Origin of the sequence: Uliginosibacterium paludis, assembly GCF_039631355.1 — a bacterium.
Taxonomy (GTDB): Bacteria; Pseudomonadota; Gammaproteobacteria; order Burkholderiales; family Rhodocyclaceae; genus Uliginosibacterium; species Uliginosibacterium paludis.
The window spans coordinates 246,172-266,400 of sequence record NZ_JBDIVF010000004.1; the positions used below are offsets into that span (position 1 = coordinate 246,172).

The following is a 20,229-nucleotide window of genomic DNA, read 5'->3' on the forward strand; positions in this document are numbered from 1 at the left end:
CATGCCCCTCAATCGAATTCCTTGGATGTAGACAGGACCACGAAGGTCCCTTCCTTGATACCACCAGCCTTGGCGTAGAGCGTGAAGCGGGATTTCTTCGCCGCCTGATTCACCCCGCCCGTCGCCTTGAACTCTTCCGTACCGTCTGCCGAAGCAGCCTTGCCTTCAAACACCACGCGGTAAAAAACACCGCCTCCGTGAGGATCTGTAGCGGTCACGGCATTGCCATCAGTCCAGTCCGTCGCCGTCTTCATTTCCGGCAAGGTGGATTCGTGACGGACAAAGTACCCGGTTCCCTTGTCAATGACGGCCTGGCGCACGTCACCCTGTTTAGCAACACCGTCCTTGACCGCGTTCTCGGCCTCCTTGAGAGCGCCCTCGGCAGCAAACAGCGCACGTTGCCTGTCGCTCCAGCCGGCCGAGGCACGAGACTCGGATGTGCTCATCAGATACCCCGCCGCCCCAAGCAGCGACACCATAATCAGCATGATCAGGGCAATGATGAGGGCCGCCCCCTGCTGGTTACGCTTGCGACGAATCACGACATGTTCCTCACTGGTTACGCAAAGCCACTGCCATCTGCAGCGGCATATAGACGTGGTTGTCGGAAGGCACCGTCACACCCGCAAACGAAGTCACCGTCGTGGCACCGCCGCCGGACACCGTTGCGGACGACCTCAGCAGCATCTGCACCGAGGCCGAGCGCACCTGCGTCCAGTCGGTAACCTGAGAGGCCTTCTTGCCCAGCAGGTCAGCGACGCCATCGGCGTTCGAATCCACGTCGTAGACCACCTGCATGCCGAGAATCTTGTCGCTGACGAGAATGGGCGTGCCATCCCGCGGGCTGAATCGATAAAGCCCTTTCTTCTGACCGACCGTACCGATGAACCACCAGACCGAGTCCAGCCTGCCGACCGTCGAGTCTTTCCGGAAGGACGCGCCCAAGGCCGAGAACTGATTGCCGCCTCCCCATGCCGTAGACGTATGCCCGTCATGAGCAAGGTTGACCGTGTCCGCGGCAGAACCCGCCGTGACATCAGTGACCTGGAATTTGACCCAGTTGACGCAATCGGTGACCACCGCGACATCATTGGCCTTGAAATCCTGAACCGGCGCTTTCACAACGAGATCATCATGCTCGGAGGTCATGTCGGTTGCGGTGCTGGTCAGGCTGCCGGCGATCCCCGTCAGCATCACCACACTGGAATCGTCTGGAGAAGCCGCCTTGACGTCTGCCAAGCCGTAGAGATTCCGTGAGGCGGTGGCCGCCTGAACGGCTGAACCGCTGTCAAAGCCTCGGATCCCACCCTTGTAAACATCGAAAACCATCTCGTTAAGACGGCCATCGATGGGGTTCGACACAGGCCAGCACCCGAAATCTCCCGCCGAACGAAGATCCCGCGCCATGGCGTCAAGTGCAATCCTGCCCTCTGCCTGGATGTCAACCATCTGACCCGACATCCTGCTGGTCACGCGCTGACTGAGAAACAGCGCAAGCGAACCACCAATGACAATCAGCCCCAATACCAAGGCAATCATCAGTTCAACCAGCGTAAAGCCGGCGGCTTGCCGACGATGATCAGTCATACATTTCATAATTGGCAGTCACCTCTGAGCCTCCGGGAGGCGTCCAGGAAATATTGACCGTGCATTTGCGGTCCGTAGCGCTGCAGCCCACCACCGCCTTGCCACCTGGCAGATCCCGCTGCAAGGCAGCCAGCCATTCTGCGGGCCTGCCGGTCATTGCAGCAGGGACCGACGCGGCAGTGATAGAAACCCAGCTCGACCGGTCATTACGCGTATTGAAACCGACTGCGTCCAGCGCATCCTGGGCAAACGCGGCCGCCATGACGGTGTAACGGGAGTCGGCGTTCTGCTTCACGCCTGCGGTTTGGAGCTTGAGGGCACCCAGCAGGCCGAATGACAGCACCAGGACGGCGATCAGGACTTCGATGAGGGTTGAACCCGCCTGACGATTCCCTTGCTTACGCATCGCTGACTCCCACGACCCCGCCGGCATCAATCGTGACAGCCTTGCGGACGCTTCCGGACACAAAGCGGTAAGTCACCGAATCGAGATTGCCAGCAGCTCCGGACAAACCGGCAGACAAGCCTGAGGGGCCGAAGACCAGTGTCACGCTCGCGGTGCTGTCGAGCGTGGCGCCCTCATACCGCTTTGAAAAGTCCGTAGTAGACACGCAGGAGACAAGAGCACCGCCTTGCGTAATGGCCCAAGCAGCCTTGTCACCACAATCAGTGACGACGCCGTTGATGGTCAGTGTCGTGCGGCGCCCTGTCTGGGAAGCCAAGGCTCTGGCCGATGCCACAGCTCGCTTCAGACCGTCCGCGGCCATTTCGGCCCGTCCAGACTGGATCTGGCGGGTAAAACTGGGAACGGCAATAGCCATGATCACGGCCAGCACGGCAATCGTGACCATCAACTCAATGAGCGTGAAACCTGCGCCCGCTCTCGCACATGACAGCTTGTGCCGCACGGAGTCCCCCTTTATCCCGTTGGTATTTACCCTCAGTGCGATAAGTTAACACCTGCTTGCAAATATGTAATCGCCTTTCTGACAACCGGCACCGACTTTAACAAAGCAACAAGATTTTTGCCCTTCCGGACAGACGACAAAAAGCCCGCAGGCATATGCCTGCGGGCTTTTCGGGTACTGCTGGAGAGTGCTCAGCGAATGACGCGAGCGCCCTTGCCCTTCATTGCGGCTTCAACTTCTTCCACGCGCACCATGGAGGTGTCGCCCGGGGTGGACATGGCCAGCGCACCGTGAGCAGCGCCGTACTCCACAGCCAGTTGCGGGCCCTTGCCTTCCAGGAAGCCATAGGCGAGACCGGAAGCGAAACCGTCACCACCGCCGACGCGGTCGTAGATTTCCAGGTTGTCGCGCTTCATCGATTCGTAGATCTTGCCGTCGTACCAGACCAGGGCAGACCAGTCGTTGACCGAAGCGGTCTTGGCGTTGCGCAGCGTGGTAGCCGCCACCTTGAAGTTCGGGAAGGCCTTGACGGCGGTCTCGATCATCTTCTTGAAGCCTTCGGTTTCGATGTTGGTCAGGTGCTCGTCAGCGCCTTCCACTTCGAAGCCCAGGCAGGCGGTGAAGTCTTCTTCGTTGCCGATCATCACGTCGCAGTACTTGGCGATTTCGCGGTTGATCTTCTGAGCACCTTCCTTGCCGCCCTGGCTCTTCCACAGCGAAGCGCGGTAGTTCAGGTCATAGGCCACGACGGTGCCGTACTTCTGAGCAACTTCCACGGCTTCCAGCACGGCTTCAGCGGTGTTGGAGGCCAGCGCGGCGAAGATGCCACCGGTCTGGAACCAGCGCACGCCTTCTTCACCGAACAGCTTTTCCCAGTTCACTTCGCCGGGACGGATTTGCGAAGCAGCGGAGTGACCGCGGTCAGAGCAACCCAGTGCCGGACGAGGACCAAAGCCCTTTTCGGTGAAGTTCAGGCCGACGCGGGTGTTGCGACCCAGACCGTCGAAATCGCGCCAGATGACGTGGGACATGTCCACGCCACCCTGCATGATGAAGTCTTCAACCAGCCAGCCCAGATCGTTCTTCGGCAGAGCGGTCACGACGGCAGCACGCTTGCCCCAGCACTTGCGCATGGCACGGGCCACGTTGTACTCGCCGCCGCCTTCCCACACCTGGAAGGTACGGGTGTTGCGGACGCGGCCGAAGCCCGGGTCGAAACGCAGCATCACTTCACCGAAGGATACGCAGTCCCACTTGGTTTCTGCGGCGGACTTGATCTTGAGTTCAGCCATTTCTCTTTTCTTCCTCAAAAGGGTGGGTGTGTACAGCAGCGGGCCGGCCGGCTTTCGCCGGTCGGCCCGTTGATTCAACTCGTATTACTTGGCAGCCAGTTCGGCCTTGATCTTCTTGACCAGGGCGATGGTTTCGCCGACCTTCTTCTCGATGCCGGCGTAGTCCTTGGCCTTCAGCAGTTCCTTGGTGATCAGGTTGGAACCGATGCCACAGGCCACGATGCCAGCGCCGAACCACTTGCGCAGGGAAGCCTCGTCCGGCTCGACACCGCCGGTGGGCATGATGCGGGTCCAGGGCATCGGACCCATCACGCCCTTGACGAAGTCGGGACCACCCACGGAAGCGCCCGGGAAGACCTTGACGATTTCGCAGCCCAGTTCCTGAGCGTCGCCGATTTCGGTGGCCGAGCCACAGCCGGGGCTGTAGGGGATGCCACGACGGTTACAGACCTTGGCGACTTCTGCGTTGAGCAGCGGGCCGACGATGAACTTGGCGCCGTTGGCGATGTAGATGCCAGCGGTCGGCGCTTCGACAATGGAGCCCACGCCCATGATCACGGACGGGTCTGCCTTGGCGAAGTGCTTGGTCACTTCGAAGAAGACGTGGGAGGCGAAATCACCACGGTTGGTGAACTCGATGCACTTGGCACCGCCGTTGGCACAGGCCTGGATCACGTTCTTGCAGACTTCGACATCCGGATCGTAGAAAACGGGGATGATCGACTGATCCATCATTGCGGCCAGTACGGCCATACGGTCTTTTGCAGCCATTGCAAATCTCCTGAGAAATGTATGGAAACGCCACAGAGGCCAGCGGCGTCTCGTTCAGCGAACCCGGAATTCTCCCGCAATAGCACCGAACTATCAAGAACAGCAGCGAAAGTTCACTCACATCCGCGCCGGGGGGGACGGGAAGCTGTAACAGCGGGATCTTGTCACAGCGAATCTGCCGCGCTGTTGACTCAGTGCAAAGGCAGCCTAGCAGGCGCCCAGCCCGTTCGCCCGTCACGTCATGTTTCTGTAACAATCCGCGCCGTACCGTGATCTGGAACCGAATCGTGGATCTGAAAAACCTGAACGCCATCCAAAAAGCGTCCCGCCACCACAACCAGACCGTGCAGCGGATCGGCATCGCCCTGCTCTTCCTGGTGGGAATCGTGTTCTATACGCTGGGACGCGGAGAAAGCAGCCTGATGCTGGTGATCTCAGCAGTGATCGGTGCTTACATGGCGATGAACATCGGCGCGAATGACGTGGCCAACAACGTCGGCCCGGCAGTCGGCTCGCGCGCCCTGACCATGTTCGGAGCGCTGGCCATTGCTGCCGTGTTCGAGGCAGCAGGAGCGCTGATCGCCGGCGGTGAAGTCGTCGGCACGATCCGCAGCGGCATCATTGACCCTGCCGGCATCACCAATCCGGACACCTTCATCTGGATCATGCTTTCGGCATTGCTTGCCGGCGCGGTGTGGCTCAATGTAGCGACAGCGGTCGGCGCACCGGTATCCACCACTCACTCCATCGTTGGCTCGGTGCTTGGCGCGGGCGTGGCCGCAGCCGGCATGGACATCGCCAACTGGAGCACGCTCGGCACCATCGCTGCAAGCTGGGTCATTTCGCCGGTGCTCGGCGGAGTGGTCGCAGCGGCCCTGCTCTATGTCATCAAGCGCAGCATTACCTATCGTCAGGACATGGCGGGGGCGGCCGGCAAAGTGGTGCCGCTGCTCATCGCCCTGATGACCTGGACCTTCTCGACCTACCTCCTGCTCAAGGGGCTGAACCGGATTCTCAGCGTGAGCTTCCTGACAGCAACGGTCATCGGCGCCGTGCTCGCAGCCGTTGCTTATGCCGGCACCCGCCCCTTCATCCTGCGCAAGGCACGCCTGAGTGCCAACACCAAGCGGGGGGTAAACGCCTTCTTTACCGTGCCGCTGATCTTTGCGGCGGCGCTGCTGAGCTTTGCCCATGGATCGAACGACGTTGCCAATGCCATCGGCCCGCTGGCCGCCATTGTCGACGCGCTCGGCCGGCATGACGGCATCGCCCAGTCTGCAAGCATCCCGCTGTGGGTCATGATGATCGGCGCGGTCGGCATTTCTTTCGGGCTGGCGCTGTTCGGCCCGAAGGTCATCCGCACCGTGGGCTCCGAGATCACCGAGCTGGACCAGATGCGCGCCTACTGCATCGCGATGTCGGCCACGCTGACGGTAATCGTCGCCAGCCAGCTGGGCCTGCCGGTCAGCTCCACGCACATCGCGGTGGGCGGCGTGTTCGGCGTAGGCTTCCTGCGCGAATATCTCAAGAACCGTTATGCCAACATGGTGGCGGACATCAAGGCGCATCACCCCGAAGACGATCAGGAAGCCATCGACTCGTTCCTGCGCGCCTTCGAGAAAGCGTCGATCGCCGACAAGGGACTGATGCTCAAGGAACTCAAGCGCCGTTCCAAGGCGCGCATGGATCCGGCCCACTTCTCGAAGCTCGAACGCAAGGGCCTGCGCAAGCTCTACAAGAATGAGCTGGTGAAACGCTCCCAGATCATGCGCATCGTGGCCGCCTGGATCATCACGGTACCGGTCTCCGCCCTGCTCGCAGCAGGCATCTACTTCGTCATCCACGGCATCCATCTCTGAACCCGAAACGGCCTGCACGGCCGTTTTGCTGAAAGCGGCCCCAAAGCCGCTTTTCAGTGGAAATCCCGGCTCGTCGTATCGAGCCTGCCCAGCCAGGGCGTGAGATCCACCAGGCGTCTGGCGATGATCTGAACCACCCCGCTCTCGCTCTGGATCTGGCCATAGACGCCCAACAGCCGTGCTTCGAGCAATTCACGCCGCTGCCGGTCAGCCACCCTGGGCCAGACCATCACGTTGAGCACGCCGGTTTCGTCTTCCAGGGTGACGAACACGCTCTTCGCCGTGCCCGGTTTCTGGCGGCAGGTCACGATGCCCGCCACCCGGATCAGGGCGCGATCTCCGGCGCCCAGGGCACTGCGTGCCGGCACGAAGCGCCGATCCGCCAGACGCTGGCGCAGCAGCGCGACCGGATGCACCCGCAGGCTGTGTCCGAGGCTCGCGTAATCGGCCACCACACTTTCTCCCAATGCCGGCGCAGCAAAGCTCAGATGCGCTTCCGGCGAGGGTTCGGCCGCAAAGAGATCCGCTTGCTGCAGGCTGCCCACCCGCTGCAAGCCGCTGACTTCCCAGCTCGCCTGCCTTCTGTGGCCGGCAAGCGCCGTCAGCGCATCGGCCTCGGCCAGACGGCGCATCTGGCTGCTGTCGAGACCCGCACGCAAGGCCAGATCCTGCACATCCCGCCAGGCGCTCCGGCGGCGAGCGGCCACGATCGCTTCGGCAGTCGCCAGACTGATGCCTTCCACCTGCAGCAAGCCCAGACGCACGGCCGGCCGGCCACGTCCTCTAGGCACCAGCCGGCAGCACACCGCGCTCGCCGTCACATCCGGCGGCAGCACTTCCACGCCGTGCCGCCGCGCATCCTGGATCAGCTGGGCCGGCGCATAGAAGCCCATCGGCTGGCTGTCGAGCAAGGCACACAGGAAGGCTTCCGGCTCATGGCGCTTGAGCCAGGCCGATACATAAGCCAGCAGCGCGAAGCTCGCCGCATGCGACTCGGGAAAGCCGTATTCACCAAAGCCCTCGATCTGGCGGCACAAGGCTTCGGCAAATTTGCTCAAGCCGTTATCCGCCATGCCGGCCCGCAACTTTTCCTTGAAGCGCTCCAGATGCCCCTTCTGCTTCCAGGAAGCCATCGCCCGGCGCAGCTGGTCGGCCTCGCCCTCGGAAAAACCGGCGGCCTTCACGGCAAGCTGCATCACCTGCTCCTGAAAGATCGGCACCCCCCAGGTGCGAGCAAGCACCGCGTCGACCTCGGGGCTGATGGTCTGTACCGGCTTCTGCTCGGCATGCCCCTTGAGAAAGGGGTGCACCATGCCGCCCTGAATCGGCCCCGGCCGCACGATCGCCACCTGTACGACAAGGTCATAGAAGTGGCGCGGCCGCAGTCGCGGCAGCATGCTCATCTGCGCACGCGACTCGATCTGGAACACGCCGACCGTATCCGCCTCGCAGATCATGTCGAAGGTCGGCGCATCGCGCGGCGGGATATCGGCCATGGTCATCACCCGCCCCCTCCGTTGCGAGACCATGGCCAGCGCCTTGCGGATCACCGTGAGCATGCCCAGTGCCAGCACATCCACCTTGAGCAGGCCGAGGGATTCGAGGTCATCCTTGTCCCACTGGATCACCGTACGATCCGGCATGGCAGCGTTCTCGACCGGCACCAGGCGCGACAGGGGCCCCTGCGAAATCACGAAGCCGCCCACATGCTGGGAGAGATGGCGTGGAAACAGGCGGATCGCCTGACTCAGGGCGATCCATTTCCGAACCCGCGGACTCTCCGGCGAGAGGCCGAGCGCCGCGAGCCGTACCGGCAGGGCTTCGGGCTTGTCCCACCAGGCGAGTGAAGCGGAAAGCGCGGTGATCTCGGCCTCCCCGAAGCCCAGCGCCCGGCCCACGTCGCGCAGCGCGCTCCGGCGGCGGTAGCGGATCACGGTCGCCGCCAGTGCAGCCCGGCCGCGACCATACTTGCGATAGATGTACTGGATGACTTCTTCGCGCCGCTCATGCTCGAAATCGACATCGATGTCGGGGGGCTCATCCCGCTCGCGCGAAATGAAGCGCTCGAAGAGCAGATGCGCCCGCATGGGGTCGACCTCGGTAATGCCCAGCGCATAACAGACCACCGAGTTCGCGGCCGATCCGCGTCCCTGGCAGAGAATGCCCTTCGATCGCGCAAAACAGACGATGTCATACACGGTCAGGAAGAAGGCTTCGTACTGTTTCTCTCCGATCAGGGCGAATTCCCGCTCCACGTCGGCACGCACCTTCTCCGGAATGCCGGCGGGATAGCGGCGGCGCAAGCCGGCCTCGGTTTCCTGCCGCAAATGGCTCGCCAGCGTGTGCCCCGACGGCACGATCTCGGCCGGATACTCGTAACGCAGCGAAGCCAGATCAAAGCTGCAGCAGGCCGCGAGCTTCAGCGTTTCGGCCAGCAGGGCCGCGGGGTAGAGCCGGGCCAGGCGCAAGCGCGTGCGCAGATGACGCTCGGCATTCGGAAACAGCGCCTTGCCCGCGGCGAAAAGCGGCGTGCGCAAGCGGATGGCGGTCAGGGTGTCCTGCAGCGCACGCCGTTTGCGCTGATGCATGTGCACGTCGCCCGCCGCCACCCGTGGCACACCGGCCCACATGCCAAGTGCTTCGAGCCGGGCGAGCTGACCCGCATCATCCGGCCCGCAGAGCAGCTCCACCGCGATCCACAGGCGCTGCGGAAACCGGGCCGCCAGCCAGGCCAGATCCTCCGCCTCGCCTTCAGCCGCCTGTGCGGCGGGCAGCCACAGCGCGAGGCAGCCCGGCACCGCGCCCCCCGGCAGGATGCTCGCAAGGTCACCGCGCTGAAGCCGGTATTCCCCCTTCTCCGCCCGGCGCCGGGCCAGCGAAATCAGCGCGCACAGGTTGCCGTAGCCCTCACGGTTCTGTGCCAGCAGCACGAAGCGCAAGCCATCTGCGAGCTGAAACTCGGAACCGATGATGAGGCGCGGCAGCGGCAACACGGTCGGCGCCGGCAGCCCGGCAGCCTCCGCCTCGTGCGCGGCCCGCTGGTCTTCCGCCTCCAGATCGCGCAAGGCTTGCCAGGCCTGCACCACACCGGCGACCGAGCACTCGTCAGTAATGGCCAGTGCGGCATAGCCACGCCGACGTGCCTCGGCAACCAGCTCTGCCGGATGCGAAGCCCCGCGCAAAAAGCTGAAATTGGACAGGCAATGCAACTCGGCGTATTCGGGCAGCCTCATCTTCACTCACGCAAAAAGCCCCTGCAGCCACCAGCCGGCCGCATCGCGAAACACCCACAGCCATTCCCCCGCCGGGTTGCAGGCGATGAAGTAATCCCGCTGCACATCGCCCACACGCGCTTCGCCTTCCGCCCACCAGCCGGACTCGATCCGCTCCGGCCCGGCGAGACGCAGCAAGGCCCCGCCCTGCAAAGGCACGCCGTCCCGCTCGGGCAGCGCGCGCGGGCGCGGCAAAAGCCAGAGCGGGCGAGGCAGCGGATCGGCCTGCGCGCCGGGCCGCGCCTGCAGCACGACGCGGCTGGCGCATTCCGGCCGGTGATCGGCCACCACGCTCAGACCATGCACCGCGGCCGCGCCGAGCCTGGCGCGCAGGCGCTCGATGACCGGCGCCAGCGCCTGTGCCGCTTCCTGACCGAAAAGCCCCTGATCCCGCCCCGCCAGCGGCGCGGCGTCATCCGCCCGCAGCACGATGCGCCACACCGGCGCCTGCAGCCGGTACTGCCCCAGACGCTCCTGCAGCACCCGGGCAAAACGGGACAGATCTGCCGTGGCCTCTGCAAAGCCGAGCTCCAGCTGGCTCGGTAGCTCGCCATCCTCATGCTCGAGCATGAAGACGCAGCGCGCCACACCCGAAGCCCTCGCCGCCAGCCAGCCCGCCAAGGCTGCCAGCAGACGACGTGCCGCAAACTGCAGCATCGCCGCATCCGCAACCTTGGCCGGCAGCTCGAGCTGCCGCGCAAACTGCTCGGGAAAGACGAACGCCGCCCGTGGATCGGGCAATTCACCCCCGGCACGCGCGAGCTGCAGACACAGGCTGGCACCAAACCGGCGCTGCAGCCCGGCAGCCGGCAGGGCAAACAGATCGCCCAGCCGTCGCACGCCGAGAGAGGCCAGCGTGCGCAAGGCCGCGGCATCCAGATCGTCGATGACTTCCACCGGCACCGGCGACAGAACGCTCCGCAGATCCGCCTGTCGCTCGCAGGCGTTCTCGATGCCGGCACGCGCCAGCCATTGCGCGGCCAGCGGCGTGGGCGCCAGCCCCTGGACCGCGGCCAGCCCCTGCTCCGCCAGCCCGGCCCGCACCCGCTCGCGCAGGCTTTCCAGCCCACCGAAATAACGCAGGCAGCCCCCGATTTCGAGCAGGAGCTCGTCAGGCGGCGCCAGGCTCACCTGCGGCGTGAAACCCTCGGCCCAGCACGCCAGCGCCTGCAGCCACTGCAGCTCCCGCTCGGGCTGGCGCTCATGCACCACCAGGCCCGGTGCCAGCGCCATGGCGGCCGCAAGCCCCAGCCCGGCGCGCACGCCGGCGGCCTCGGCCGCGGCGTTGGCGCAAACCACGCGCTGACGCTCCACCGCCACGGCCGGCAGCGCTTCGGGTGGAAAAACATCCAGCGCCAGATGCGCCAGACGCAGACACAGCCAGAGCATTCAGGCCTCGACCGGATACGGAACGGCCAGCACACCGGGCGCCATGCGGTCCAGGAGCCGCGCTCGCGAGACCGGACGCGGCACCTCCAGCAGCAGCGGAACATTGCAGGGCGGGCCGCGTCGCTTGAGGATGCGCAGCTGCAGGCCTTCCGGCTTGCCCGCCAGCACCAGCCGCAAGCCGGCCGGCGAAGCGCTGCGTGCCGCTGCCAGCGGACGAAACACGAAGACTGGCGCGGGATGTCCCTCCGCCGCCAGCTGCAGGCGCCGCAGGCAGCGCGTATCGGTCTGCACCGGCAGCCACACCAGCATCGCCCCCAGCGCGCCACTGCCGAGCAACGCTTCGGCAGACCAGGCAATGTCTGCCCCCCGGGCCTGCACCAGCAGCAATCGCTCAAGCGGCAGGCAGCCAGCCCAGGCCGGCGCATGGGCCAGATACGGGGGAGCGACCAGCGCCACCGGCGCCTGCCCTGCGCACTGACGCAAGGCGGCCTGGAGCAGGCTCAGCTCGCCCAGCCCATGAGCGTCGGAGAGCAGCTCCGTCAGCGCCCCGCGCGGCCAGCCGCCGCCCGGCAATTCGGCATCCAGCGTCTCGAAACCGCTGGCCACCGCAGCCATCGGTGCCGTGGCAAAACGGTCTCCGCGCCAGACGTCAGGCCGCAGCAGGACATTCTGCAAGGAAGGAAGCGAGGAAGCGGAAGTCACGACAACACCTGCCAGATACTGTAATTTCATACAGTATATTCCGCTTGCCAGAGAATGCCAGCCCCGCTGCGCAGACCACCGCAGATTGCGCCAGACAGGCCCCCGCATGGGAGAATGCAGGCATGAGCCCCTCTTCCGCGTCGCCCCTTGTCACCTGCGCCACATGCCGCGCCTGCTGCTGTCAGCTCGAAGTGATCCTGATGGGTGACGACAGCGTGCCGCGCCATCTCACGCATGAAGACGAATGGGGCGGCGAAGTGATGCGCCGGCTCGATGACGGCTGGTGCGTGGCGCTGGATCGCGACACGATGCTGTGCACGATCTACGAGCGTCGGCCGGATGTGTGCCGCGAATATGAAATGGGCGGGCTGGCCTGCATCGAGGAACGCGCCCACCTCGATCGCCCGCCTGCGCAGCCGCTGCGCGGCCCGCTCTGAGGCTGGTACCGGCAAGGTGTAAATCGGTTTAAAAACACCGTACCCTGCTCAAGCGCCCTGCCCTGCCTCCGATAAGCCTTGTGACAACGGCATCACGGCATCCAGGGAGGCGCCCCATGAGCAGCACCATTCCGGCAAACAGTATTCCAGCAGCATCCGCCATGCTCGCCCTGCCCGGCAGCACGGCTAGCCAGGCCGACCGCAGCACGGCCACGTCCCTGCCCGACGATGGTCCGGCCGCAGAGGTCAGCGTTTCGGGCTCGGCCCGCCTGTTTGCCCAGCTCGAAGCCGCCGAGAGCCCGCAAGCGGGCGAGGCAGAGGGTGACGCGCCGGTGCAGTCCTTCGTCTACGGCGCGCTCGGGCTCGAACGCCCGGAGGAGCAGGCCAAGGCGGAAAACGGTTATTACTCGGCCGGCAAATGGCTGGCCGCCGCCGCGACCGTGGGCACGATGGTGTCATTGCTGGTCTGAGCGGCCGCGCGTTCCGGGAGCCGGGGATGGAAACGCAGGCGGGCCTGCGTCTCCGCGCGGATCTCGTCGCGGATGCTTTCCAGCAGGCGGCTGCGCTCATCCCGATAGAAGAGGTTCCAGGCCTCGAAAGGAATCATCCGTCCATCCGGCTGAACCATATGGATGCAGGATTTCTTCAGCGCCCGGATGTCGAGATTCCGCGCATCCATGAACTGCACGATCAGCACGCGGAAAACGTTCTCGTAGCTCAATGCGGGCGCATCGATTTTCGGCAGGCAGCAGAGCAGATCCGACAGGCAGTTCGCCTGGGATTCCGGCGAGTGATTCGTCGAGAAGAGCTTGAAGAGCTGGGCCTTGAGCGCCGGATCGCGCTCGAAAACGATGGTGTTCGACGGCCCCGCCAGCAACACTTCCGGGCCAAGGTGGCGCGTCAGCGGCGTCACTGAATCGCCCAGTCGCAGGGCGTAAGCCATGGCCAGCGTGTCGGGATTGCAGGGCACCGGCACCACGTCTTCAAGCGTGAAGAGGCCGGACTGCTCGGCAATCCTGCGCCGGATGCCGCTCACCGTGAGGCTGTTGGCCGCCGCATCGAAATCCTCGTTGCGGCCGGCGTCCTGAATAGGCTGCAGGGTCACGCCACGCACGCAGAGCTGGGTCAGCCCGAAGCGGATCACATCGCCAATCTCATCATCATTGAGCCCGCGCTTGAGCGTCATCACCAGGGTGACGGAAATGCCGTGCCGGTTGCAGGCTTCCAGCGCTTCGCGCCGGATGCGCGTCAGATCCGCGCCGCGCAGGGCCTGATGCACCTCGCTGCGCAGCGAATCGAACTGCAGATAGATTTCGATGCCTTTGCCATAGGCTGCAAGGCGCGCGGCAAAGTCCGGTTCCTGCGCCAGACGGATGCCATTGGTATTGATCATCAGATGCCGGATCGGGCGCGCACGCGCAGCATCCAGAATCTCGAAGAACTCCGGATGCAGCGTGGGCTCGCCACCGGATATCTGCAGCACATCCGGCTCGCCCTCATTGCGCACCACCGCATCGAGCATGCGCTCGACAACCGCCAGCGGCTTGTGCGTCTGCCGCTCGGGCCCGCTGCCGGCATAGCAGACCGGGCAGCGCAGATTGCAGTGATCGGTAATTTCCAGCACCGTCAGGCAGCTGTGCTGCATGTGATCCGGGCAGAGCCCGCAATCGTAGGGGCAGCCGAACGCCATCTTCGTCGAGAAGTTCTCGGGCATTTCCGGTCGCTTGACGTAGACCTCGCGGCCGAGCCGGTAGTAGTCGACGTCTTCCGACATCAGCACCCGCTCGGTGCCGTGCGCCGGGCACCACTTCTCCATGAAGACCCGCCCGTCCTTGAACAGGATCTTCGCTTCGATCTGCCTCAGGCAGGTCGAGCACACCGAGCTCGTGGTGTCGTAGAAATCATAGGGACGATTCTTGCGGCTCATGGTCGGCCCGCCAGCGGATACTGCGCCCGATCCCGTTGCGGCAGCAGGATGTCGGCGCGGCGCATGGCCTCTTCCCTGGCGCCCGGATCCAGCCGCATGCAGGCGGACGCACGCTCCGCCGGGAACGGTGTCGCCGCGATTTCGCTGCGAAGCAGTCCGCGCAACTGGGTGACACACTGATCCACCGGCGTCAGCGGCTGACGCCAGGTCGCATTCCAGGCCTCGGCCCGCTCCAGCAGGCTCTGGCGTGTCGTAGCGTCAATCTCGCGACACCAGCCGGCCTCCGGCCGCCGGAGGTAGGCCGACGTGTCGGAGACAATGCTCCAGAAGCATTTGCCGGGCTTGTCACTGTCGCGGAAAGAGGAAGCATCCATGCGCAGCACACCTTGCTGCAGGCTGCGCTGCATCCAGTAGAGGTCGTCCGGCCCGCTCCGGTTACGGTCGAGCCAGGAGGGCTTGAGCGCTTCCATGCGCATGATGAAGCGGTCCTGCTGCAGTCGCGCCCACTCCGCGCCCTGGGGGGATTCATGCAAAGGGAAACGGGCGGAGAAATCACTGCTCGGGTCATGGGCGTTCTGGGTGAAGAGCGCGTATTTCGGCTCCGGCTTCACCTCCACATGCGGATAGGGGATGCAGGCAGCCAGGAGTACCGGCAGACACCATGCGAGTCGTTTCATCACACACCTCCCCGCTCGAGTTCGGCACGCCGGCGCGCCACCCGCTCGCGCTGAGCAGCAGTCATTCCGGCCTGCAGACGCTCCACGTCCACCGAGGAGCGGCCCAGCCCGTACCAGGCACAGGCTTCGATCTGGCTCTCGGCCGGGCCCGGCTTCTCGATATGCTGCGCGTATTTGTAGGCCGCAAAGCGGTGCCCGCGGAGGGCTGCGGCCCGATACCAGCTGGCGGCCTCTGCCGGATCCGCCCAGGTGTTCTTCGCGTCATCCAGACGCATTGCGAAACGCACCGGCGCATCCACACTGCCCTGACGCGCCAGATCCCGCCACAAGGCCAGGCCACGCGCCGTGTCCTGCACCTGACCAAACTCTCCGAAGAGCGCCGCATCGGCCAGCTCGATCATGGCGGGTTCGTAATGCGCATCAGCCGAGCGGGCGAGCCAGGTCCAGGATTGCGCGGCATCCTTTTTCACCCCGCCGATGCCATGGCGATAGGCCATCGCGAGCCGGTACTGCGCCACCACATCGCCCCTCTCGGCCAGCGGCTGGATCTGCTTGCGGGCCTCGTTGTCGGAAGGCTCCACCGTCCAGACCGTGACCGGGATGGCACAGGCCATGGTGCCCAGTACGAAAAGCATGGCGAGCCAGAGCCCCAGCTTTTCACGCCACTCCATGACCGTGGCATCAGAGGGTCGAGCGAATCCGGGCATGTTCCTGTTTCTCCTGGAGGGCGGCTGACACATGGGGAAGATAGATCGCCAGTGCGGCGAGACATACCCACTGGATGCCGGAGAGGTCCAGCCACCAGGCAAAGGGCACGGGTTTGAGGAAGTCTATCAGCAAGCGCCAGAGCAGATATGCGCTGGTCATCAGCTTGAATTGCAGGCCGGGCACGCAGGCAAGGCTGGCGCGACTGCGGGCGAGTCCCCACCAGAGCAGCAGCACGAAGGCGATTTCATACAGCTGCGCGGGGTGACGGGGCATGCCGTCGCCGAAATCAAGGCCCCAGGGCAGACTGGTGGCCACGCCACAGGTGCCGTCATTGAGGCCTGCCAGAAAACAGCCGACCCGGCCGATGGCGAGTGCAAGCAGGAAGGGGCCGACAAAGAGATCCCCGGTGGAGCGGGACTGTGCGGTGAGCCACTTGGCAAGCTCGGTGCCCAGCAAACCGCCCAGCAGGCCACCAACCACCGACTGCCCGGCCCAGATCTGCGAGAGAAAATTTCCGGCGGTGAAAAGCTGTGGCCACTCGAGCGCGTACACCAGCTTGTTGCCGATGCCCGCGCCCAGCAGGCAGCCGAGCAGGACTCCGTAGCTCCGCCCGGAAACAGCGGTCTCGGCGCTGCGCCGGCGCACGGCAAAGTAATAGCGCGCCCCGATGAACATCGCGGCCGCTTCGAAGACGGCGTGAACGAAGTGAGCGGTTTCCGGGTTCTGGATCATGGCGGCGTGCCGGCAAAACTCGGTGATCGGAACGAGCGGCGATCAGAGTCCGGAGCCCGCCGTGTCAGCACGCCGGCTCCGGACGCAAGATCAGCTCTGGGGCTTGAGTGCGTCAGGCTTCACCTTGGGTGTGAGCGTGCCGCCCTTTCTGGCACGCTTGCCCCGACAGGCTTCAAGCGCCACGCCCTTGACCAGCAGTTCGACCTCCTTGCCGCCACGACCGGTGCCGGTCACGACCACCGCATCGGTCGGCGGGCAGCACACGGCGCAAAGCGCTTCCTTCTCGTCCAACCCCATCACGATCATGCCGCGGCCTCGCGGCATCACCTTCATCTCGGCCCGCGGGAAGTACAGCAGACGGCCATTGCCCGAGGCCGCCGCCAGCCATTCGCCCAGCACCTTGGCAGGCGAGAGCACGGTTTCGTCCGCCTCGAGCGTCATGAAGGCCTTGCCGGCGCGCTGACGGGTGACGAGGTCTTCGAGCTTCGTGATGAAGCCGTAGCTGCCGGAGTTGGCAAAGAAGTATTCGCTGACCGGATCGTCCGCCAGTGCCTGCGCCACGCGGGCGCCCGGCTGGAGCTCGATCAGGGTGGTAAGCGGTACGCCGTCGCCGCGGCCGCCGGGCAGGTCGGCAATGCGGATGGAATAGGCGCGGCCGGTGGTATCCACGATGATCAGCGGCCAGGTGGTGCGTGCTTCCGCCACCAGGAAGGCGCTGTCGCCGCTCTTCCAGCTGAGCGTCTGGGGATCAATGCCATGCCCCTGGCGGGTGCGGACCCAGCCATTCTTCGAGAGCAGAACGGTGACCGGCTCGTCGAGCACCGGCGCTTCGGTCGCCACGACCGGCGCTGCGGCCTCGATCAGGCTGCGGCGATCGTCGCCATGCTTCTTCGCGTCCTCGCTGATTTCCTTGAGGATCAGCTTTGTCATCGCACCGCGGTTCTCAAGCAGCTCGATCAACCCGGCACGTTCGTCACGCAGGCCGGCGAGCTCCTTCTCTATGGCGATGTATTCGAGCCTGGCGAGCTGGCGCAGGCGGATCTCGAGAATGTCTTCGGCCTGCATCTCGGTCAGCCCGAAGCGCGCGATCAGCTCCGTCTTGGGCTCGTCCGCCTCGCGGATCACCTTGATGATCTCGTCGATGTGCAGCCAGGCGATCTGGCGACCTTCGAGAATGTGGATGCGGCGTTCGACCTGCCCCAGCCGGTGCCGGGTGCGGCGCTCCACGGTTTCAAAGCGGAAATCGATCCACTCGCGGATGAGCGCCTTGAGGCCCTTCTGCGCCGGCCGGCCATCCAGGCCGATCACGGTGAGGTTCATCGACACCGAAGCTTCGAGGCTGGTGTGCGCCAGCAGCACGCGCATCAGATCATCCGGCTCCTGGGTGCGGGTCTTCGGTTCAAGCACCAGGCGCACCGGTGCGAGATCGGAGGACTCGTCACGCGCGGCATCGAGCACGCCCAGCACCAGCGCCTTGTTGTTCTTCTCCTCCTGACTGACTTCCTTCTTGCCGGTCTTGGGCTGAGGGTTGGTGACCGCCTCGATCTCGGAGAGGATCTTCGCGGCGGAAACTCCATGCGGCAGCTCTTCCACGATGATCCGCCAGGCTCCGCGTGCAAGCGTTTCGACACGCCAGCGCGCACGCATGCGGATCGAGCCGCGGCCCGTCGTGTAGGCGTCACGGATCGCCGAATCGGGCGAGATGATCTGGCCACCGCCGGGGAAATCCGGCGCCGGCAGCACGGCACGGATGTCGTCCAGCGTGGATTCCGGCTTCTTGATCAGCAGCTGTGCTGCCGCCGCCACTTCACGCAGATTGTGCGGCGGGCATTCGGTTGCCATGCCCACGGCGATGCCGGAAGAGCCATTGAGCAAGAGCATCGGCAGCCGCGCCGGCAGCAGTTTCGGCTCCTGATCGCCGCCGTCGTAGTTCGGCACGAAGTCAGCCGTGCCCATCTCGATTTCGGAGAGCAACAGATCTGCAATCGGCGTCAGGCGCATTTCGGTGTAGCGCATCGCCGCCGCGCCATCGCCGTCCCGCGAGCCGAAGTTGCCCTGGCCATCGATCAGCGGATAGCGCAGCGAGAAATCCTGCGCCAGGCGCACCGAGGCGTCGTAGATCGACGAGTCCCCGTGCGGATGCAATTTACCCATCACATCCCCCACCACGCGGGCGGACTTCACCGGCTTGGAGCCGGGCGCCAGGCGCATGCGATGCATGGTGTAGAGGATGCGGCGCTGCACCGGCTTCAAGCCATCCTCCACCTGCGGCAGAGCCCGGCCACGCACCACGCTCATCGCGTAGGCGAGATAGGCACGCTCGGCAAAGGCGGCAATCGGCAGGTGGTCGTCCGGCAGTTCGGCCAGGCCAGGAGAAACCGGAGAGGCCGGCGGAGCGGGCGGCTCGGCAGCAACAGGCAGCACGGCGGCCGGCGCCGGCTCAGCGCCAAACAGGTCGGGCTCTTGATCGACAGGGGAAGTCATCGCTCGGTGGTTCGGGTGAATCAGGCTGCGGATTGTAGCCCGAGCGCGCGCGCTGCGCCCCGCAGGCCGCAGCACTTGCCGTTCGTCGAAGCGTCGTGAATCCGCAACCGTGCGGCAACAGCGCCCGCCGAGACTGCCTTCCGCGCCTGAGCGGGAATCCGCTGGCATGGCGCAAAGCCCCGCAGGCGCTGCCACCTCGCGAACATGGAAAACCCGGATTCCCTTCATGCGCGTAACGGTTGCAGAGTCTGGCCTGCAAGGTGCGGCTACGCCGGTTTCCCGGCCCGCACGCAGGAAAAGGCTTCCAGAAGCACGCGCCCCACGAAGGCCACCGCCAGTCCGTTCCAGAGTCACCCCCTGACGCTTGCAGGTCCGCCCGTGAGCAACTCACGTGCCCCACCACCCGAGAGGAGAACAATCATGAATGTCCGTCGCAGTGTCCTGATCGGCCTCATGGCCCTTACCGCCAGCGGCTTCGCCATGGCCCAGCAGCAACCCATCGTCATCAAGTTCAGCCACGTCGTCGCCAAGGACACTCCGAAAGGCAAGGCCGCCGACCAGTTCGCCAAGCTCGTCAACGAGCGCGCTGGCGGCAAGCTCAAGGTCGAGGTCTATCCGAACAGCCAGCTCTACAAGGACGGCGAGGAGATGAATGCCATCCAGATCGGCGCCGTGCAGATGCTGGCCCCGTCGCTGGCCAAGTTCGGCCCGCTGGGCGTGAAGGAGTTCGAACTCTTCGACCTTCCCTTCATCTTCGACGACTACAACGCACTGCACCGCGTCACCTCGGGTCCGCTGGGCGCGTCGCTATTCAAGAAGCTCGAACCCAAGGGCATCGTCGGTCTCGCCTACTGGGACAACGGCTTCAAGGATTTTTCGGCCAACAAGGCGCTGAAGAAACCCGAAGACTTCAAGGGCATGAAGATGCGGATCCAGTCGTCCAAGGTGCTCGAAGCCCAGATGCGCGCGCTGGGGGTGATCCCGCAGGTGATGGCTTTCTCCGAGGTCTATCAGGCACTGCAGACCGGCGTGGTCGATGGCACCGAGAACCCGCCGTCGAACTTCTACACGCAGAAGATGCATGAAGTGCAGAAGTACATGGTGCAGTCGCACCACGGCTACCTCGGCTATGCAGTCATCATCAACAAGAAGTTCTGGGATGACCTGCCCGCAGACCTCAAGAAGATCGTCAGCACGGCGATGGAAGAATCCACCCGCTATGCAAACGCCATCGCCCAGAAAGAGAACGCGGATGCGACCGAAGCCGTCCGTGCTTCGGGCAAGACCCAGATCCTCGACATGACGCCGGCGGAACGTACCGCGCTGAAGAAGTCCCTGATCAAGGTCCACAAGGAAGCCGAAAGCCGGATCGGTGCAGACGTGATCAAGAGCGTCTACAAGGAAACCGGTTTCGATCCGTCGAAGCTCTGAACCCGGCCATGCCTTGCAAGGGAAACCGGGCGATCTGATCGTCCGGTTTTCTT

General features: G+C 64.6%; 18 protein-coding genes. 4 read left to right on the forward strand and 14 right to left on the reverse strand.

The features are described 5' to 3' along the window. Positions 1-8 precede the first annotated feature (8 nt). The 6 genes from ABDB87_RS13160 to ABDB87_RS13185 all read right to left on the reverse strand — a co-directional run bounded on the left by ABDB87_RS13160 (position 9) and on the right by ABDB87_RS13185 (position 4,558). Positions 9-542 (reverse strand): pilus assembly PilX family protein, encoded by a 534-nt coding sequence (locus tag ABDB87_RS13160; protein ID WP_345927745.1) that lies wholly within the window; start codon positions 540-542, stop codon positions 9-11. Positions 543-552: 10 nt separating this feature from the next. Next, positions 553-1,587, reverse strand: coding sequence for a prepilin-type N-terminal cleavage/methylation domain-containing protein (locus ABDB87_RS13165; protein ID WP_345927747.1), 1,035 nt, complete (start codon positions 1,585-1,587; stop codon positions 553-555). Then, positions 1,580-1,993: a type IV pilus modification protein PilV gene (pilV, locus tag ABDB87_RS13170; protein WP_345927749.1), complete on the reverse strand. Its 414-nt coding sequence runs from the start codon at positions 1,991-1,993 to the stop codon at positions 1,580-1,582. Before pilV ends, ABDB87_RS13165 begins: the two co-directional genes overlap by 8 nt. Continuing rightward, positions 1,986-2,495, reverse strand: a complete 510-nt coding sequence (locus ABDB87_RS13175) for a prepilin-type N-terminal cleavage/methylation domain-containing protein (protein ID WP_353978387.1) — start codon at positions 2,493-2,495, stop codon at positions 1,986-1,988. The genes pilV and ABDB87_RS13175 overlap by 8 nt, the downstream gene beginning before the upstream one ends. A gap of 191 nt (positions 2,496-2,686) precedes the next feature. Beyond that, entirely contained in the window at positions 2,687-3,787 is a 1,101-nt protein-coding gene (locus tag ABDB87_RS13180; protein ID WP_345927753.1) for a sugar kinase, read from the reverse strand. Between the two features lie 84 nt (positions 3,788-3,871). Continuing rightward, on the reverse strand, positions 3,872-4,558 hold the full coding sequence (locus ABDB87_RS13185) for a bifunctional 4-hydroxy-2-oxoglutarate aldolase/2-dehydro-3-deoxy-phosphogluconate aldolase (RefSeq protein WP_345927755.1): 687 nt from the start codon (positions 4,556-4,558) through the stop codon (positions 3,872-3,874). 287 nt (positions 4,559-4,845) lie between these two features. Between ABDB87_RS13185 and ABDB87_RS13190 the strand changes: the two genes are divergently transcribed. Continuing rightward, positions 4,846-6,417, forward strand: coding sequence for an inorganic phosphate transporter (locus ABDB87_RS13190; RefSeq protein ID WP_345927757.1), 1,572 nt, complete (start codon positions 4,846-4,848; stop codon positions 6,415-6,417). Positions 6,418-6,470: 53 nt separating this feature from the next. Here ABDB87_RS13190 and ABDB87_RS13195 read toward each other — a convergent pair whose 3' ends face one another. From ABDB87_RS13195 to imuA, 3 genes are read right to left on the reverse strand one after another with little or no spacing between them, the layout of a single operon-like run. Then, the gene (locus tag ABDB87_RS13195; RefSeq protein ID WP_345927759.1) at positions 6,471-9,650 is read right to left on the reverse strand and encodes an error-prone DNA polymerase; all 3,180 of its coding nucleotides are present in this window, start codon (positions 9,648-9,650) and stop codon (positions 6,471-6,473) included. 6 nt (positions 9,651-9,656) lie between these two features. After that, complete coding sequence (locus ABDB87_RS13200; RefSeq protein WP_345927761.1) at positions 9,657-11,078, reverse strand: Y-family DNA polymerase; 1,422 nt, start codon at positions 11,076-11,078, stop codon at positions 9,657-9,659. Further along, entirely contained in the window at positions 11,079-11,810 is a 732-nt protein-coding gene (imuA, locus tag ABDB87_RS13205) for a translesion DNA synthesis-associated protein ImuA (RefSeq protein WP_345927763.1), read from the reverse strand. A 92-nt stretch (positions 11,811-11,902) separates the two neighbouring features. Between imuA and ABDB87_RS13210 the strand changes: the two genes are divergently transcribed. Together ABDB87_RS13210 and ABDB87_RS13215 are read left to right on the forward strand one after the other, a co-directional pair. After that, the gene (locus ABDB87_RS13210) at positions 11,903-12,217 is read left to right on the forward strand and encodes a YkgJ family cysteine cluster protein (protein ID WP_345927765.1); all 315 of its coding nucleotides are present in this window, start codon (positions 11,903-11,905) and stop codon (positions 12,215-12,217) included. Positions 12,218-12,333: 116 nt separating this feature from the next. Further along, a complete protein-coding gene (locus ABDB87_RS13215) occupies positions 12,334-12,687 on the forward strand; it encodes a hypothetical protein (RefSeq protein WP_345927766.1) in 354 nt (117 codons plus the stop codon). On the opposite strand, the gene ABDB87_RS13220 is transcribed toward ABDB87_RS13215, so the two are convergent. From ABDB87_RS13220 to parC, 5 genes are all read right to left on the reverse strand, one after another. Further along, positions 12,621-14,144, reverse strand: coding sequence for a radical SAM protein (locus tag ABDB87_RS13220; RefSeq protein ID WP_345927768.1), 1,524 nt, complete (start codon positions 14,142-14,144; stop codon positions 12,621-12,623). The genes ABDB87_RS13215 and ABDB87_RS13220 overlap by 67 nt on opposite strands. Then, positions 14,141-14,821 (reverse strand): hypothetical protein, encoded by a 681-nt coding sequence (locus ABDB87_RS13225; RefSeq protein ID WP_345927770.1) that lies wholly within the window; start codon positions 14,819-14,821, stop codon positions 14,141-14,143. Before ABDB87_RS13225 ends, ABDB87_RS13220 begins: the two co-directional genes overlap by 4 nt. Then, positions 14,821-15,528, reverse strand: a complete 708-nt coding sequence (locus tag ABDB87_RS13230) for a tetratricopeptide repeat protein (RefSeq protein ID WP_345927772.1) — start codon at positions 15,526-15,528, stop codon at positions 14,821-14,823. The genes ABDB87_RS13225 and ABDB87_RS13230 overlap by 1 nt, the downstream gene beginning before the upstream one ends. Then, on the reverse strand, positions 15,503-16,261 hold the full coding sequence (locus tag ABDB87_RS13235) for a prolipoprotein diacylglyceryl transferase (protein ID WP_345927773.1): 759 nt from the start codon (positions 16,259-16,261) through the stop codon (positions 15,503-15,505). The genes ABDB87_RS13230 and ABDB87_RS13235 overlap by 26 nt, the downstream gene beginning before the upstream one ends. Positions 16,262-16,351: 90 nt before the next feature. Next, on the reverse strand, positions 16,352-18,745 hold the full coding sequence (gene parC / locus ABDB87_RS13240) for a DNA topoisomerase IV subunit A (RefSeq protein WP_345927775.1): 2,394 nt from the start codon (positions 18,743-18,745) through the stop codon (positions 16,352-16,354). Positions 18,746-19,165: 420 nt separating this feature from the next. Between parC and ABDB87_RS13245 the strand changes: the two genes are divergently transcribed. Further along, positions 19,166-20,176, forward strand: a complete 1,011-nt coding sequence (locus ABDB87_RS13245) for a TRAP transporter substrate-binding protein (protein ID WP_345927777.1) — start codon at positions 19,166-19,168, stop codon at positions 20,174-20,176. The last annotated feature ends 53 nt before the right edge of the window (positions 20,177-20,229 follow it).

Coding starts and splice junctions, on each gene's coding strand:
- ABDB87_RS13165 (WP_345927747.1), bottom strand. CDS start 1,587: ATGACTGATCATCGTCGGCAAGCCGCCGGCTTTACGCTGGTTGAACTG.
- imuA (WP_345927763.1), bottom strand. CDS start 11,810: ATGAAATTACAGTATCTGGCAGGTGTTGTCGTGACTTCCGCTTCCTCG.
- ABDB87_RS13225 (WP_345927770.1), bottom strand. CDS start 14,821: ATGAAACGACTCGCATGGTGTCTGCCGGTACTCCTGGCTGCCTGCATC.
- ABDB87_RS13195 (WP_345927759.1), bottom strand. CDS start 9,650: ATGAGGCTGCCCGAATACGCCGAGTTGCATTGCCTGTCCAATTTCAGC.
- ABDB87_RS13220 (WP_345927768.1), bottom strand. CDS start 14,144: ATGAGCCGCAAGAATCGTCCCTATGATTTCTACGACACCACGAGCTCG.
- ABDB87_RS13230 (WP_345927772.1), bottom strand. CDS start 15,528: ATGCCCGGATTCGCTCGACCCTCTGATGCCACGGTCATGGAGTGGCGT.
- ABDB87_RS13180 (WP_345927753.1), bottom strand. CDS start 3,787: ATGGCTGAACTCAAGATCAAGTCCGCCGCAGAAACCAAGTGGGACTGC.
- ABDB87_RS13185 (WP_345927755.1), bottom strand. CDS start 4,558: ATGGCTGCAAAAGACCGTATGGCCGTACTGGCCGCAATGATGGATCAG.
- ABDB87_RS13245 (WP_345927777.1), top strand. CDS start 19,166: ATGAATGTCCGTCGCAGTGTCCTGATCGGCCTCATGGCCCTTACCGCC.
- parC (WP_345927775.1), bottom strand. CDS start 18,745: ATGACTTCCCCTGTCGATCAAGAGCCCGACCTGTTTGGCGCTGAGCCG.
- ABDB87_RS13200 (WP_345927761.1), bottom strand. CDS start 11,078: ATGCTCTGGCTGTGTCTGCGTCTGGCGCATCTGGCGCTGGATGTTTTT.
- ABDB87_RS13235 (WP_345927773.1), bottom strand. CDS start 16,261: ATGATCCAGAACCCGGAAACCGCTCACTTCGTTCACGCCGTCTTCGAA.
- ABDB87_RS13215 (WP_345927766.1), top strand. CDS start 12,334: ATGAGCAGCACCATTCCGGCAAACAGTATTCCAGCAGCATCCGCCATG.
- ABDB87_RS13210 (WP_345927765.1), top strand. CDS start 11,903: ATGAGCCCCTCTTCCGCGTCGCCCCTTGTCACCTGCGCCACATGCCGC.
- pilV (WP_345927749.1), bottom strand. CDS start 1,993: ATGCGTAAGCAAGGGAATCGTCAGGCGGGTTCAACCCTCATCGAAGTC.